The sequence below is a fragment of the Gilliamella sp. W8126 genome, from assembly GCF_016102185.1.
GTDB classification, from domain to species: Bacteria; Pseudomonadota; Gammaproteobacteria; order Enterobacterales; family Orbaceae; genus Gilliamella; species Gilliamella apis_A.
The window spans coordinates 103902-121144 of sequence record NZ_JACFPE010000007.1; the positions used below are offsets into that span (position 1 = coordinate 103902).

Genomic DNA, 17243 nt, shown 5'->3' on the forward strand with positions numbered 1-17243 from the left:
TTGTTTAAAGAATCAATGATCCCACCCATCCAGCAATAAATAACGGAATATTGAAATGGGTAAAGGTTGGAATAACACTGTCTCTAATATGGTCATGCTGTCCATCACTATTTAAACCAGCAGATGTGGCTAAAATAGTATCTGAAGGTGGTGAACCGGCATCACCGATAGCTCCTGATGCACCAATTAAACAAACTGTTGCAATTGGTGAAAATCCTAATTGAACGCATAACGGAACATAAATTGCCGCAATAATAGGAACAGTAGAAAATGACGAGCCAATTCCCAGCGTAATGACCAAACCAACTAACATCATCATGAAAGAGGCCACGACTTTGTTTCCAGCAAATAACGCTGCACTATTAATGACTAAAGGTTCTATTTCATGCGTCTGTTTTAATACTTCGGCAAACCCTTGCGCAGATATCATCACAAAACCAATCATTGCCATCATTTTGATACCATCGGTGAAGATTCCATCTGCTTCGCCCCATTTGATTGAACCTGAAACAATAAAGCAAATAAAACCAATTAACGCACCTAATATCATCGATCCAGTACAAAGTTGCACGGTGAAAGAAAGAACAATCGCTAATAATGAGATAATAAGTGAACGAGCACTTACATTACTAAACTGTTCGGCATGACTCTCTTCACGGATAAGTTCATACTGTCTCGGTTTACGATAACTGACAAAAATAGCCCATAGTAAACCAACAAACATACCGAAAGCAGGAATAGCCATAGCATGCATGACATTAACATGACTAACATCCATTCCAGACGAAATAATATTTTTTAACAAAATTTGATTTAGAAAGATATTACCGAATCCGACCGGTAAAAACATATATGGCGTAATCAAACCAAATGTCATAATACACGCAATCATTCGTCTATCTAGTTGTAATCTCGACATCACATATAAAAGTGGTGGAATTAAAAGCGGAATAAAGGCGATATGAATTGGAATAATATTCTGTGAGGAAATACTAACTAACCCGATAATAATAACTAATAACCATTTAATTCGTGTTTTGGCATCATTAGTAGTTAATTGTTTAATGGCTTTATCAGCTAATAATTCTGGTAATCCTGATTTAGAAATAGCCACGGCAAACGCACCTAACATAGCATAAGATAAGGCAATATTAGCCCCGTTACTAATACCTGCATTAAAAGCGTCTATGGTTTCTTTTAGGGTTAGATGACTGCATAAACCACCTGCAAATGCACCAATAATTAAGCTAATTACCACATGAACTCGGCAAAGCGAAAGCACTAACATTAAAATAACAGCAACAACAACTGCATTTACTGAGGAAAACAGCTCAAGAATAGTATTCATAAATAGATTCTTCGTAGCGAGATAAAGGTGGTTATTCTAGGCGATAGCTATTTAAAGTGCAATTGTTAGTATACGCTTACTCGCATAAAGCCTTTTTTAATCACCAATTAACTGACCATGTTAAAATATGAATCAATAAAACAAATAATATTGTTATATCTTTAGGTTGTAGCACACTTGATCTCGTGTCATTATAAAAGCAATAGCAAAACTGAAATTACAATTAAATAATTATCCTATTGAATTAAATAAGCTAAGGTCTAAATTGCCAGCTTTTTGGCTAAACAAAGTTAATATATACAAACATCATGGTATATGATCAGTTTTGGACAAAATTTAGATTAGTTACGGAGAATTTCAAATGAGAAGTAATATTGATGGTCATTTTCTATTGATTGGTTTAATGGCTTATCCGATTCGTCATAGTTTATCACCGCAAATGCAAAATACCATTTACTCTAAATTAAATATTCCATTTATTTATTTAGCATTTGAAGTCGATCAACTAAAGCTACCCGATGCAATAAAAGGTTTACGAGCGCTTGGGTTACGAGGTAGTGCTATTTCAATGCCCAATAAACAACTTGTTTGCCAATACCTTGATAAATTAACACCTGCGGTAGAAATGAGTGGTGCCTGTAATACCATTTCAAATGATAATGGCGTATTGACTGGTTATAACACTGACGGCATAGGCTATATGCGTATGCTAGCAGAAGCTGGCATTAATATGCTAGATAAAAAAATAACCGTTCTCGGTGCCGGAGGTGCGGCAACCGCAATTGCCGTACAAGCAGCTCTTGATGGTGTAAAAGAAATTGCTATTTTTAATCAGAAAGATGAGTGCTATACAAAGATAGAATCGGTAATAAAAAAATTAAATGAACAGACAAAATGTAAAGTACATATTACCGATCTAGCTGATGAGAATGAGTTAAGAAAACAAATTGCTGATAGTGATGTACTTTGTAATGCCACTGGTGTAGGAATGAAACCATTAGAAGGACAAAGTTTAATTACCGATCCAACAATCTTGCGATCAGATCTCGTTGTTACAGATTGTATTTATAGCCCACGCAAAACTAAGCTATTAGAAATGGCCGAACAACAAGGATGTAAAACACTCAATGGCATCGGTATGATGCTATGGCAAGGAGCGGCACAAATAAAAATTTGGACAGGCGAAGATGCACCAATTGATTATGTCAAAGAACAAATGGGATTTAATGATTAATTTTGTGGTGAACAGGAAATAAAATGAATATAGTAACAGTTAAACAGCTTGAGATAGGTAAAGGTACTCCAAAAATAATTGTGCCAATTATTGGTAAAACCGAAGATGAACTCATTGATGAAGTAAAGTTTTTACAATCTATTGATTTTGACGTTTTAGAATGGCGAGTTGACCACTTTACGCAAGTTGATAATATTGATGCAGTCAAATCCATAGCACAAAAAATAGCGACCTTATTGCCCAATAAACCAATTTTATTTACTTTCCGTACCGCAAATGAAGGTGGCGTAAAACCATGGCCATTAGATGCTTATATGCAACTAAATAAAGCAATGGCAAGCAGTGGCTTAGTTGATTTAATTGATGTTGAAGTCTTTATTGGCGATGACAATGTAAAAGAAATTATCGATATTGCGCATAAAAATAACGTATTCGTGGTTGCCTCAAACCATGACTTTGAAAAAACACCATCACAAAGTGATATTGTCTATCGATTAAGAAAAATGCAAGACTTAGGTGCAGATATTCCTAAAATTGCCGTGATGCCACAAAATACTAATGATGTATTAACATTACTTGCCGCAACCAGCGAAATGAATGAAAAATTTGCTACACAACCAATTATTACCATGTCAATGGCCGGTCTTGGTGCAATCAGCCGCATTGCAGGGACAACCTTTGGTTCAGCCATGACATTTGGTGCTGCCAAAAACGCCTCAGCTCCAGGTCAACTCGATGTTAAACAATTACGTTACATTTTAGATGTAATGTATCAAAGCAAAGCTTGATAATAAACTGATGCCATCACGATTTAAACTGGATTGTGATGGCTAGTTTTCGCTCATTAATACAACCATTGTGATAACTTAATTTCAATAAACTATATAGTGTTGCTATTAATATGTCTTTATAATGGGTAGGCATAGGCATCTATAAATTAAAACAATCTAGCTGAAAGATTATGCAAATTAACTAACAGTTAGACAATAACACATATATACTTGGATTAATGTTTATTGTTAAAAAGTAAAATAACAATATAAATTTGCAATTTATGCATCGACAAGTCAGTCGATAAACGAATGGCTAACAATGATTTAATTATATAATTAGCCACAAAATATGAGGTTTATTTTTATGTTTTCTTGGTGGACAAAAGTTTATTTTTCACTAATTCAGATCCCTGTTAAGCTTTTTGTTAAAAGTAAACCAATTCCTACCGATCCTATTACTGAATTGGATCTCGATATCCATCGACCAATTTTGTATGTGCTACCTTATAATTCGCAAATTGACTTAATGGTAGTGAGATCACTTTGTCTTAAATATGATTTGCCAGATCCTTTACTAGGCATTGATATTAATGGTAATACTATTCCTGCTTATATTTATATTGATAAAGGGCCGGGTATTTTTGCGTCTAAAAAACAAAAAAATAAATCAATTGAAATTTTAAGGGAATATATCTCAGCGCATCAACAAAATGATGAACTAGATGTGCAAATGTTGCCAGTTTCCGTTATGTTCGGGCGAAAACCAGATAAAGAAGGTAAAAAAATGCCTTCACTACAAGTTTTAGGCGCAACGTATAAACTTTATAAAATCTTAATTTCTGGCCGCGACTGTTATACTCGATTCTCTCGAACGGTATCATTTAAAAATATTAAGGTTGACGATAATCAAGATATCTCTGTTTTAGCCCACAAACTTGCTCGAGTCGCACGCATACACTTTGCCAAACAAAGGGCTGCCTCTGTTGGTCCGAAGTTACCTATTCGTCAGGAGATGCTTAACAAATTACTTACTAATCCTGCCCTTGCCGAAGCTATACAAGAAGAAGCTAAAAGCAAAAAAATAGATCAGGATAAAGCCAAAAAGAATGCCCTATCATTATTAAACGAAATTGCAGCTAATTTTTCTTACCGCATGCTTAGAGTGACCGATTTTGTTCTGACTTGGGCATGGAATAGACTTTATCAAGGTCTAAAAGTTACTAATGCTGACCCAGTTCGAGAATTAGCTGAAAATGGCCATGAAATTGTCTATGCGCCATGTCATCGCAGTCATATGGATTACTTATTACTATCCTATGTACTTTATCGACAAGGACTGGTGCCACCACATATTGCTGCAGGTATTAATTTAAACTTCTGGCCAGCAGGCCCTATTTTTAGGCGCTTAGGGGCATTTTTTATTCGCCGTTCATTTAAAGGTAATAAACTTTATACCGCTGTATTTCGGGAGTATTTAGCTGAGTTATTTATCCGAGGTTATGCGGTCGAGTATTTCATTGAGGGTGGTCGATCACGCACAGGTAGGTTACTTGATCCTAAAACAGGAATGTTAATGATGACAGTCCAGACTTTATTGCGTGGTGATCCTCGGCCAATCACAATCGTTCCTGTTTATATTGGTTATGAACATGTTTTAGAAGTTGCCACTTATGCCAATGAACTTCGTGGCGCAAAAAAAGAAAAAGAGAGCTTGTGGCGTACAATTAAAGCATTTTTAAAATTGAAAAAATTAGGATTTGGTTATGTTAACTTTGGTGATCCTATCCCTTTAAATCAATTTTTAAATCAACAAATTCCCGATTGGCGAGATGCGATTGATCCAACAGGAACACAACGCCCTAGCTGGTTAACACCCACAACTAACCTGCTGGCTACACAAATAATGGAACACATAAATTCATCTGCTGCAATTAATGCGATGAATTTATGTTGTTCAATATTGTTAGCTGCTGACCAATGTACATTAACCAAAGTAAAATTATTAGAAAATATTGATTATCTCTTAAAATTATTAAAAAACATTCCTTATTCCGACTTAATTACCATTCCTGATCAAACTGCTGAACAGATGTTCGAACATGCTAAAGAGATGGGCAAATTTGTCATTACCACTGATGAAGTTGGTGAAATGGTAGGTTTAACAGCCGATCAAGCAGTATTGATGACCTATTATCGTAATAACATTCAGCATTTACTGATCATTCCAGCAATTGTCGCGCGAATTTTGCTTAAAAATAACCGTATTTCGCTTGATGAAGTACTTATGCAAGTCAAACTGCTGTTCCCATTAATAAAATCAGAACTATTTTTATATCACAACGATGAACAACTAACTGAGTATGTGAATAAAATTATTGCAACTTATGCTGAATTGAATCTAATCAGTTACACGCCAGACAAATTAACCTTGAACTACTTAAAAATGTCAGGTTTACAGCTATTGGCATCATCCTCAAAAGATACATTACAACGCTATGTCATTGCATTTTCATTATTGCAAAAAGATCCAACCATCAGCCGAGCAAGTTTGGAAAAAGAAGGGCGATTAATAGCAGAACGTTTATCGATACTTCATGGTATTAATGCACCAGAATTTTTCGATAAAGGCGTCTTTTCAACATTGGTTGCTTCACTAAGAGAACAAGGTTATTTAGATGATAAAGGTGATGCTAATTTAGCGAAAATCGAAATCATGAATAAAATTCTTAAACCTCTTATTACCACTCGTGTAATGCAAACCATCGACGAAATTAATCCAAAATAATAAATTGGTTAAGGCTTACTTGATTATTATCAGTAAGCCAAATATACTGCATTTATAATCATTAATTTAAACAATTTTTTCACTTAATTAATTTCACTAACAATATATTTATATCTAAATAAAACCCTAAAACAATTAAATAGCAAACGCTATTTTTGACATATATCAAACTTTTGAATATTTATCCCTTTATTTCCATTCAATTAAATATTATCATTACAATTAATAAGGATGTTTATCCATTCCAACATAACAATCTAAATAATGTAATGTCAGCTTTTTAAGGAGTTCATATGCTATTTAACCGTAGACAGTTCTTTAAGATCTGTGCTGGTGGCATGGCAGGAACCACAGTAGCTACGCTGGGTCTTGCCCCGAGCATAGCTCTTGCACAAACTCGCCAATATAAATTATTAAAATCAAAAGAGACGCGAAACAATTGTACTTACTGCTCCGTTGGATGTGGAATGCTCCTCTATAGCCGAGGAGATGGAGCAAAAAATGCCGAATCATCTATTTTTCATATCGAAGGTGACCCTGACCATCCTGTTAGCCGTGGCTCTCTTTGTCCGAAAGGAGCTGGAGTACTTGATTATATTAAAAGCGAACAACGGGTTAAATATCCTGAATATCGTGCTCCTGGTTCTGATAAATGGCAACGGATTAGTTGGGATGAAGCAATTGATCGCATTGCACGACTCATGAAAGCTGACCGAGATAAAAACTTTCAAGAAAAAAATGCACAAGGTACGACAGTTAATCGCTGGACAACAACCGGCTGGTTGGTTACCTCAGCAGCAAGTAATGAAACTGGTTGGTTAGCGTTTAAAGTTGCTCGTTCATTAGGAATGTTAAGCCTCGAAACCCAAGCTAGGGTTTGTCATGGTCCTTCTGTTTCTAGCTTAGCTGCGACATTCGGTCGAGGCGCGATGACCAATAATTGGAATGATATCAAAAATGCTAATGTTGTTATCGTTATGGGGGGTAATGCAGCGGAAGCCCACCCTGTTGGATTTAAATGGGCTATTGAAGCTAAAATTACTAACGGTGCGGAACTGATTGCAATTGATCCACGTTTTCATCGAACTGCCTCCGTCGCCGATCATTATGTACCAATTCGTGCTGGTTCTGACATTGCTTTTTTACTTGGCATTATTAACTACCTTATCTCACATAACGAAGTAAACTTTGAATATCTAGTTACCCACTCTAATGCCAGTTTAATTGTCCGTGATGATTTTAACTTCGATACAAATAGTGGTTTATTTAGTGGTTATGATGCCGCTAACCGCCAATACGATCAAACCAGCTGGGCATATCAAAAAGATGAAAAGGGTTATGCATTAAGAGATAAAACACTAAGTCATCCACGTTGTGTATGGAATTTATTAAAACAACATGTTAGTCGTTATACACCAGAAGTGGTGAATCAAATAACCGGTAGTCCAATAGACGGTTTTTTACATGTTTGTCGATCTCTTGCTAGTACCAAAACCAACGATCGTGCAGCAACTTTCTTATATGCTTTAGGTTGGACTCAACATACTTATGGTTCGCAAATTATTCGTACCGCGGCAATGATTCAATTGATTCTTGGTAATATTGGTGTCATGGGTGGCGGTATAAATGCGCTTCGCGGTCACTCCAATATTCAAGGATTAACAGATGTTGGTTTACTGTCTAATCGCTTGCCTGCTTATCTTGACTTACCAAAAGAATCGCAAACTTCACTTGAGCAATATCTGACAGAAAAAACCCCTAAACCACTCGGTCCAAATGAGGTCAATTTTTGGGGTAATTACCCGAAATTCTTTGTTAGCTTTATGAAAGCAATGTACGGCGAGAATGCCACTCAAGATAACAATTGGGGATTTGATTGGTTACCAAAATGGGATAAAACCTATGATGTTTTAAGATTCAGCAAAATGATGCGTGATGGTCAAGCTAACGGCTTTATTTGCCAAGGTTTCAACCCATTAGCAGCACTGCCTGATAAAAATAGTATTCGTGATGGTTTATCTAAGCTTAAATTTTTAGTTAACATTGATCCAATGCCAACCGAAACAGCTGAGTTTTGGAAAAATCATGGCGAATCCAACGATGTTGATCCAAGCAAAATTCAAACAGAGGTATTTAGACTTCCTGCTAACTGCTTTGCTGAAGAAAACGGAACAATTGTTAACTCATCACGTTTATTACAATGGCACTGGGCAGCAGCAAGACCTCCTTATGAATCACTTTATGATCCAGAAATTATTGCCCGCATTTACTTAAGAATTAAAGAGCTTTATGAAGAAGAAGGTGGTGCTTATCACGAACCAATTAACAATTTAAGCTGGGATTATCTAGATCCAGAAGGTCCATCGGCTGAAGAACTAGCTAAAGAGTGTAATGGTCGAGCATTAACTAACTTAACTAATGATAATGGCAATATTATTTTGAAGAAAGGCCAACTATTAAGTGGTTTTTCACAATTAAAAGCTGACGGCTCCACCTCATCAGGGATCTGGATATTCTGTGGGTCTTGGACTGAACAAGGTAACCTAATGGCACGCCGAGATCCTAGTGATCCATCCGGTAAAGGTATCCATGCTGGCTGGGCATGGGCATGGCCAATGAATCGACGAGTGCTGTATAACCGCGCCTCTGCCGACGAAAATGGTAAACCATGGGATCCAAATCGAGTATTAATCAAGTGGAACGGTACAAATTGGGATGGTAATGATATCGCTGACTTTACAGGTACATTATCACCAAGCTCTGGTGCTGGTGCATTTATCATGAATAATGATGGTTTAGGTGGATTATTCTGCTTAAATCGTTTGGTTGATGGCCCATTCCCTGAACATTATGAGCCATTTGAAACACCAATTTCCAATAATCCAATGCATCCTAAACAGATGAATAATCCTGTTGCTAGAGCATTTAAAGAAGATCTTGCACGTTTGGGTAAAGCAGACGAGTTTCCTTATGTCGGCACAACTTATAGTATCACTGAACATTTCCATTTCTGGACTCAACATGCAAGACTAGCATCAATAACACAACCAGAACAATTTATTGAATTAAGTGAAAATCTTGCCAATAAGAAAGGCATAAAATTAGGCGATACGGTAAAAGTTACCTCTTATCGAGGTTATATCAAAGCGAAAGCAGTTGTGACAAAACGTTTACCAACTTTGACTGTTGATGGTAAAGAGATCGAAACCATAGGAATTCCAATTGTATGGGGATTCACTGGGCAAACGAAAAAAGGCTTTTTGGTTAATGAATTAACACCTCATTTAGGTGATGCTAATTCACAAACACCAGAATATAAATCTTTTTTAGTTAATATCGAAAAAGTTACTACAGCGGCATAAGGGGGAGGATAAATTATGTCATTACAAACTCAAGATATTATTCGCCGCTCAGCAACTAACGCTTTAACCCCTGCACCTCGGGTACGAGATTATCAGCAGGAAGTTGCCAAGTTAATTGATGTAACTACCTGTATCGGTTGTAAAGCTTGCCAAGTCGCTTGTAGCGAATGGAATGATCTGCGTGCCGAAATAGGTAATAGCGTCGGTGTTTATGACAACCCTGCCGACTTAGAACCTAAAGCATGGACCGTTATGCGCTATTCAGAAGTTGAAATTAATGGCAAATTTGAATGGCTTATTCGTAAAGATGGTTGTATGCACTGTTCAGATCCTGGCTGTCTAAAAGCGTGTCCGTCGGAAGGGGCGATTATTCAATACGCTAATGGTATTGTTGATTTTCAATCGGAACACTGTATTGGATGTGGATATTGTGTGGCCGGCTGTCCATTTAATATTCCTAGAATCAGTAAAGAAGATAATCACTCTTATAAATGTACCTTATGTGTTGATCGCGTTGCAGTTGGCCAAGAGCCAGCCTGTGTAAAAACGTGCCCAACGGGAGCGATTCATTTTGGCACCAAACAAGATATGATTCGTCATGCCGAGCATCGAATTACTGATTTGAAAAAACGTGGATTTGAACACGCTGGTCTCTATAATCCAGAAGGTGTGGGTGGCACACATGTTATGTATGTTTTACATCATGCTGATCAACCTGAACTTTATCATGGCTTACCAAAAGACCCACAAATTAGTGAAATTGTTAAATTCTGGAAAGGTGCTTGGAAGCCACTATCCGCAGCGGCTTTTGTCGCTACTTTTGGTGGATTGCTGTTCCATTATATGGGTGTCGGTGCGATTGAAGTCGATGAAGAAGATATAGAACACGAAAAAGAAGCAGATAAACAAGCAAGGAAACGTTTAGGATTGCCTATTTTTGGCCGAAAAAATACGCCTAATTCGTCGCAAACGGAGGCTCATCATGAATAAAAAAGGAATGATATTAAGAACACCACTTATTGTACGTTTCTGTCATTGGTGTATGGTCTGTTTGTTTATTCTAACGGCACTATCTGGTTTGTCCCTGTTTTTTCCATCCATTAAGCTATTTGGATTATTTCTTGGTACACCACAACTAGTTAGAGCGTTGCATCCAATCATTGGTTGTGTAGTATTCGTTTTATTAATGTTTATGTTTATAAAACTAGCACATCATAATATTCCAAATAAAAATGACCTGTTATGGATTAAAAACTTTAAACACGTCATTATGGGTAAAGAAGAAGGTATTCCGATCGGTAAGTATAATGTTGGTCAGAAATTTCTATTCTGGTGCATTATGAGTCTGATCTTTGTATTATTTGTCACAGGTTTAATTATGTGGCGTCGCTACGTTTCCGATTACTTCCCAATTCAAATAGTCCGTATTGCCATATTTTTACATTCTTTTGCAGCTATATGTCTTATTTTATTAGCCATTGGGCATGCTTATATGGCACTTTGGGTAAAAGGTTCAATAAAAGGTATGATAACTGGCTATGTTTCTCGAGCTTGGGCGCTTAAAAATCATTCATCATGGTACGAAGAAGAAATGAAAAAAGTTTATCAGCAAGAACTTAATGCCGAGAGTGAAACTAAGGTTGAGCAATCACCGCAAACTGAGCAAAAACCTGCTTTATAAAGTCTAATAGTAGATCTGCTGATATTAATCAGCAGATTAGCTAAATGGCTAAATCAATTCTGGATAAAACCTCAAAGTGGTAATCAATAATGAGTATAAAAATCATTTCGCAAGAACAACTCGAACAACAAAATATAAGCTCAGTAATTAGGCAGATCCCATTGCTATTTTATCCATCAACGAAAACACTTTATATTCACCGCGCGGCACGTTTGAAAACTTTAGCCAAAAATAACCCATTAAGCGATTATTTACTATTTTGTGCAAAAATTGCAGAGCAACAAGCCAAATTAATTAATCAACAAAACGCTATTGAAGCACCAAATTTACTCAATAATGACTTAGCGCCATTAAGTTTAGAGAATTTACCATTAAATGATATTTGGCAAGATTATTTATCTGAACTATTAAATTCTTTTTCCGATACCAGCGAACAAATCGATGCCGTAATTCAACGATTAAAACAAAATAATCCTGAACAACTTCAAGAAAAAGCAATTAGTTTACTACAAGGTAAATTTGATCTAGTCGAAGGCAACGAATCTATATTTATTTGGTCTGCATTATCGGTTTATTACAGTCAACTGGCTAATCAAATTAAAGGAAAAGCAGTCGCTGAAAATACTGATCAAAGTTGGCTATGCCCTGTTTGTAATAGCCTACCGGTTGCTAGTGTGATTCAACTTGGCGGTAATAATGGTTTAAGATACCTTCATTGTAGTTTGTGTGAAAGCGAATGGTATGTACCACGGGTAAAATGTACTTGTTGCGATAATATGCAAGATATCCAATATTTCTCATTAGATAACGAAATGGCAGCAATAAAAACTGAATGTTGTGATGCCTGTCATAGCTATCTGAAAATTTTAGATCAAGATAAAGATCCTCACATAGAAGTTATTGCCGATGATGTAGCATCATTAATCTTAGATATAAAAACAGAAGAAGAAGGATTCGCAAAAAGTGGGATAAACCCATTTGTTTTTGCACAAAAATAAAATTTTCAATTAGGAACATTTTATCTTTTTATAATAATTAATTATAAAAATATTACTTAACATTTTAAATTATTAAGACTAAAATAATATCACTGTACTAGTTTATGAGTTCTTGATAATGAAACGTTATTTATTATTGATAGTGATGTTAGTAATTACATCATTTTCCTGTTTAGCTGATACCATAAAAAATGTTGCGATAACAGCAATTGTTGAACATCCTTCATTAGATCAAATCCGTGATGGGGTAAAAGACGAGTTAATCGCAAGTGGTTTTAAATTGAATGAAAACTTACAGGTACAATATCGAAGTGCCCAAGGTAGTAGTGCTACAGCCGCACAAATTGCACGCCAATTTGTCGCAGCTAAACCTGATGTTATCGTCGCTATAGCGACACCAAGTGCCCAAGCAACGGTTGCCGCGACCAAACAAATCCCAGTCGTCTTTGCTGGAATTACCGATCCAATTGCAGCTAAATTAATCAAAAACTGGGAACCAACACATAACAATGTTACAGGAGTTTCAGATTATCAAGAAATAGGCCCTCAAATTGAGTTTATGAAGAAAATTGTACCTAATGTAAAAGCTGTAGGTTATATTTATAGTCCTAGTGAAATTAACTCAACTGTAGTGCTAAAAAACCTACAACAGCAACTTAGCCAACAAAATATATCATTAATAGCGGTACCTGCTCAACGTACCGCAGATATCTCAACTGCGGCTAATACACTTAAAGGAAAAGTTGATCTTATTTATACGACAACAGATAACAATGTTGTTTCGGCTTATGAATCATTAGTTAAATTTGCCAACGAAAATAAAATACCTCTGTTAGCATCATTCCCCGATGCAATTGAACGTGGTGCAGTTGCCGCTTATGGTATGAGTTATTACGATGTTGGCCGCCAATCAGGCAAACTTGTGGTAAGAGTTTTAAATGGTGAAGCACCAGGAGATATTACGCCAGAGATAGGTCAAGCATTACGTTTGGTGGTCAATATTGATGCAGCTAAGAAGCAAGGAATTGATTTATCAGCAGATGTTATCGAATCAGCCTATAAAGTTATCGGTCAAAAATAAATTCTTATCTTAAATAATCATCAAATCCCTTGCTCATTGAAATGAGCAAGGTTTTAAAAACCCCTCTCCTCAAAAATTATTACTATCGTTTATTGGTAAATAACGCATTTATTTCGACAAAAATAACACAAACTGTAAAAAATAATTTACATATATACTTTCTTTTAACTATAGAAAATTGTCCGATTTTGCTTTATAGTAAGCTAATATTTAGATTGAATGTAAAATAAATATTACAGGAGTAGCAAATGCGAAATTCAATAATTAAACTTTTTATGTTACTCAGTTTATCCGCAGTAACATTTTTTTCATCTGCAGATAATAAAACCGAACAAAAATTTGTTGCTATCACCGCTATTGTCGAACATCCTGCCTTAGATAATGTCCGTAAAGGTGTTGAAGATGAGTTAAAAGATAATGGCTATATTGCTGGTGAAAACTTAAAATTACAATTTGCTAGTGCCCAAGGTAGTAGCGCTAATGCAGCCCAAATCGCTAAACAATTTGTTGCCAATAAACCAGATGCTATCGTAGGGATTGCTACACCAAGTACCCAAGCGTTAGTGGCTACCACTAAATTAATCCCTATCGTTTTTACTGCAGTAACGGATCCGGTTGCAGCTAAATTGACGCCAAGTTGGGAAGCATCTAAAACAAATGTAACTGGGGTTTCCGATGCTTTATCATTAGAATCACAAATCGATATGATGTTAAAAATCAAACCAGATGCAAAAAATATCGGTTATGTTTACAGTCCTAGTGAAGTTAATTCAACAATTGTACTTAAAGAATTACAAGTTGCACTTGAAAAACGTGGCATGAAAATCATAGCTGCACCGGCACAACGAACCTCTGACATTTCAACTGCAGCAAGAAGTTTAAAAGGAAAAGTTGATCTGATCTATACAACAACCGATAATAACGTCGTTTCGGCCTACGAAGCTTTAGCTAAAGTTGCCAATGAAAACAAAATTCCACTAGTAGCATCAGATCCTGATTCAGCTGAACGAGGTGCGATTGCCGCTTTAGGAATGAGTTATTATGATCTTGGCCGTCAAGCTGGTAAAATTGTTATTCGAATTCTTAACGGTGAAAAACCAGGTGATATTGCACCACAAGTTGGCAATATCACACAGTTAACAATTAATAAGAAAGCGGCTGAACGTCAGGGTGTAACGCTATCGGAAGAAGTATTAAAATCAGCGGCAAAAGTCGTCGAAAAATAATTTAAACCGTTTTAATAACTAAACCGCCAAATTTGGCGGTTACTTTTTTAGTGGATTTTTTCATGTCATTTGAATTTTTATTAGGCTCAATTGGAATAGGACTTATTTACGCATTAGTTAGTTTGGGTGTGTTTATCTCATTTAGATTACTTGATTTCCCCGATCTAACAGCTGATGCAAGTTTTCCACTTGGTGGTGCAGTATGTGGATTATGTATGTACGTTGGTATTGATCCATGGATAGCAACATTTTTAGGTATGTTTGCTGGTTGTATTGCAGGTGCAATGACTGGACTACTCTATGTTAAACTTAATATATTGCAATTACTATCCAGTATTATTGTAATGATAGGTCTATACTCTATTAACTTAAGAATTTTAGGGATAGGCCCATATATTATGGATGAAACCCCAAGAATGGCAGGATCGCCTAATTTATCATTACTAGATGCAAAAACTATTTTTTCACCATTTATGGCTGAAGATTACAGCAATCAATATCTAGTACAACCTATGATAATTTTAGCGTTTGTTATAGTTTTTTGGCTACTACTTAATCTATTTCTAAATACTCAAGTTGGATTAGCACTAAGAGCAACCGGTACTAATCAACGAATGGCAAAATCTCAAGGCATTCCAACTGGTGCGATCACTATTTTAGGGATGGCAATATCAAACGGATTAATCGCTCTAGGTGGTTCATTATTCGTGCAAACACAAGGTGGTGCCGATATCACTATTGGAGTTGGTACCATTGTTATCGGTCTTGCTTCAATTATTATTGGTGAAAGTATATTCCCAACAAAACGCATCTGGGCAGTTATGATTGCAGTTATTTTTGGCGCAATCTTATATCGGTTATTTATCGCTTTCGCACTCAGTAATGAATTCTTACAAGAAATTGGTGTAGGTACTGAAGACCTAAATCTTATTACGGCAATATTGGTTGTATTGGCATTAGTATTACCAAAACAACTAAAAAAATATTCTAAAAAAAGAGGTAAGTAAGCATGATTAAAGTAGGACAATTACAATTGACGTTTAATAAAGGAACGCCAATTGAAAATCATGTATTACGTGGTTTGAATCTCAATATCAAAAAAGGGGAATTTGTTACTATTATTGGTAGTAATGGTGCAGGAAAAAGTTCATTACTTAATGTCATTAGTGGTGATCTGATTGTTGATTCTGGCCATATTATCATCAATAATAAAAGTGTTACACGCTGGCCAGCTTGGAAAAGAGCTGGAATGGTGGCACGAGTATTCCAAGATCCAATGGTCGGAACGTGTGAAAACCTAACCATAGAAGAAAATTTAGCTATCGCTTACAACCGTGGTAATAATTTTACTTTACGACCTGCTTTAAATCGTAGACTGCGTGCTCTATTTAAAGAGAAACTAGCAACGCTAAATTTAGGTTTAGAAAATAGACTATCAGATATGATGGGCTTGCTTTCTGGTGGACAAAGACAAGCAGTTAGCCTACTCATGTCAACATTACAACCATCCAAGATATTATTACTTGATGAACATACCGCAGCTCTCGATCCCAAAACAGCACAATTTGTTTTGGATCTGACTAATGAAATTGTTCAGAAAAACCAATTAACCACTATGATGGTGACTCATTCAATGAAACAAGCATTAGAATATGGCACAAGAACAGTGATGCTACATCAAGGACAAGTAGTACTTGATGTGTCAGGAGAACAACGAGATAAGCTAACAGTCACAGATTTATTAGATATGTTTGAAAAAACCCGTGGTGAAAAAGTAACTGACGATGCCTTATTATTAGGTTAATAAATCAAGAAGCAATATTTAATAGCTGAATATTGCTTCTTATCCAACAAGATTCGTTTAAATAATTCATTATTTTTCTTGTAATTGTTGGCGAACATTCATTAAAGCAAATCCAAGCAAATTTTTTCCACACCACATTAGCGGATTATCAATATTAGGATCATCCTGAGACAATCCTATGCCCCATATTTTATCAACCGGACTTGCTTCTACTAATATTCTTTGTTTGGTTGATAATATAAAATCCGTCAACTTTGGATTCTGTGAAAACTTAGCATAATTACCATTTATGACAATATTAAAGCAGTGTTCATCCCAAATATCCGGTATGAATCCTTTTACTTGACGCCCTAATGCCTTTGCTAATCCAGGAGAATTAGCAGTAAGTATTTTTGATAATATTTGCTCATCACCGAATAATCTTGCTTTCTCAGCCATCATATAATGTTCTGCAGTTGGATAGTAAATATTATCAACCTCAAAACGACTTGGATACCATTGGCTAAAACAACTCTTTGTTACGATAGAAGGTTGTTTTTCTACATGTCCCCAAAAATATATATATTTATACCGTTTACCACTTTTATATTGCTGGCGTAATTGCAATAAATCCATATAAATTCCTTATCATCACTGATGAATATGTTATATGTATTTCCATCAAATACCAATATTGTATTAGTAAAAAATATTTTGTTTTTTAATAGAAAAGAACTGTATACCATTCATATAACAAAAATAATGATGCCGATAAGAAGTATTTAAGATTATGTATGATATGTAAAAGAAATATAACGTTATATTTTTGTGATAAGGCGTTGTATAGAAATTATTTGACTATCTACAATAGTATTTATTAATCCTAAAATGCAAAAAAGCCCAGCATCGCTGCTGGGCTCGTATATTTAAAAGTCTGGCGGCACCCTACTCTCACATGGGTAATACCCACAC

The 17243-nt window shown here is 35.8% G+C and carries 13 protein-coding genes; 11 read left to right on the forward strand and 2 right to left on the reverse strand.

Annotated elements, in window-relative coordinates:
- Positions 1–4: 4 nt before the first annotated feature.
- Positions 5–1348: a Na+/H+ antiporter family protein gene (locus H3S74_RS11120; protein ID WP_110448607.1), complete on the reverse strand. Its 1344-nt coding sequence runs from the start codon at positions 1346–1348 to the stop codon at positions 5–7.
- Between the two features lie 361 nt (positions 1349–1709).
- Between H3S74_RS11120 and H3S74_RS11125 the strand changes: the two genes are divergently transcribed.
- The 11 genes from H3S74_RS11125 to H3S74_RS11175 all read left to right on the forward strand — a co-directional run bounded on the left by H3S74_RS11125 (position 1710) and on the right by H3S74_RS11175 (position 16292).
- Positions 1710–2582, forward strand: coding sequence for a shikimate dehydrogenase (locus H3S74_RS11125; RefSeq protein ID WP_110448608.1), 873 nt, complete (start codon positions 1710–1712; stop codon positions 2580–2582).
- Positions 2583–2605: 23 nt separating this feature from the next.
- A complete protein-coding gene (aroD, locus tag H3S74_RS11130; protein ID WP_086365103.1) occupies positions 2606–3370 on the forward strand; it encodes a type I 3-dehydroquinate dehydratase in 765 nt (254 codons plus the stop codon).
- 349 nt (positions 3371–3719) lie between these two features.
- Entirely contained in the window at positions 3720–6140 is a 2421-nt protein-coding gene (gene plsB / locus H3S74_RS11135; protein ID WP_110448610.1) for a glycerol-3-phosphate 1-O-acyltransferase PlsB, read from the forward strand.
- A gap of 293 nt (positions 6141–6433) precedes the next feature.
- Positions 6434–9502: a formate dehydrogenase-N subunit alpha gene (gene fdnG / locus H3S74_RS11140; RefSeq protein ID WP_198247886.1), complete on the forward strand. Its 3069-nt coding sequence runs from the start codon at positions 6434–6436 to the stop codon at positions 9500–9502.
- A 15-nt stretch (positions 9503–9517) separates the two neighbouring features.
- Positions 9518–10492 carry a formate dehydrogenase subunit beta gene (gene fdxH, locus H3S74_RS11145; RefSeq protein WP_086358780.1) on the forward strand — a complete coding sequence of 325 codons (975 nt, stop codon included), beginning with the start codon at positions 9518–9520 and terminating at the stop codon, positions 10490–10492.
- Positions 10485–11183 (forward strand): formate dehydrogenase subunit gamma, encoded by a 699-nt coding sequence (locus tag H3S74_RS11150; RefSeq protein ID WP_086362721.1) that lies wholly within the window; start codon positions 10485–10487, stop codon positions 11181–11183. Before fdxH ends, H3S74_RS11150 begins: the two co-directional genes overlap by 8 nt.
- Before the next feature lie 89 nt (positions 11184–11272).
- A complete protein-coding gene (gene fdhE, locus H3S74_RS11155; protein WP_198247887.1) occupies positions 11273–12181 on the forward strand; it encodes a formate dehydrogenase accessory protein FdhE in 909 nt (302 codons plus the stop codon).
- Positions 12182–12299: 118 nt separating this feature from the next.
- Positions 12300–13262 carry an ABC transporter substrate-binding protein gene (locus tag H3S74_RS11160; protein WP_198201784.1) on the forward strand — a complete coding sequence of 321 codons (963 nt, stop codon included), beginning with the start codon at positions 12300–12302 and terminating at the stop codon, positions 13260–13262.
- 248 nt (positions 13263–13510) lie between these two features.
- The gene (locus H3S74_RS11165; RefSeq protein WP_198201785.1) at positions 13511–14488 is read left to right on the forward strand and encodes an ABC transporter substrate-binding protein; all 978 of its coding nucleotides are present in this window, start codon (positions 13511–13513) and stop codon (positions 14486–14488) included.
- A gap of 62 nt (positions 14489–14550) precedes the next feature.
- Positions 14551–15495, forward strand: a complete 945-nt coding sequence (locus tag H3S74_RS11170) for an ABC transporter permease (RefSeq protein ID WP_110448614.1) — start codon at positions 14551–14553, stop codon at positions 15493–15495.
- 2 nt (positions 15496–15497) lie between these two features.
- A complete protein-coding gene (locus H3S74_RS11175; protein ID WP_198201787.1) occupies positions 15498–16292 on the forward strand; it encodes an ABC transporter ATP-binding protein in 795 nt (264 codons plus the stop codon).
- A 69-nt stretch (positions 16293–16361) separates the two neighbouring features.
- Here the strand turns inward: H3S74_RS11175 and H3S74_RS11180 are convergent, their stop codons facing one another.
- Positions 16362–16907 carry an NADAR family protein gene (locus H3S74_RS11180; protein WP_198222361.1) on the reverse strand — a complete coding sequence of 182 codons (546 nt, stop codon included), beginning with the start codon at positions 16905–16907 and terminating at the stop codon, positions 16362–16364.
- Positions 16908–17243 lie beyond the last annotated feature (336 nt).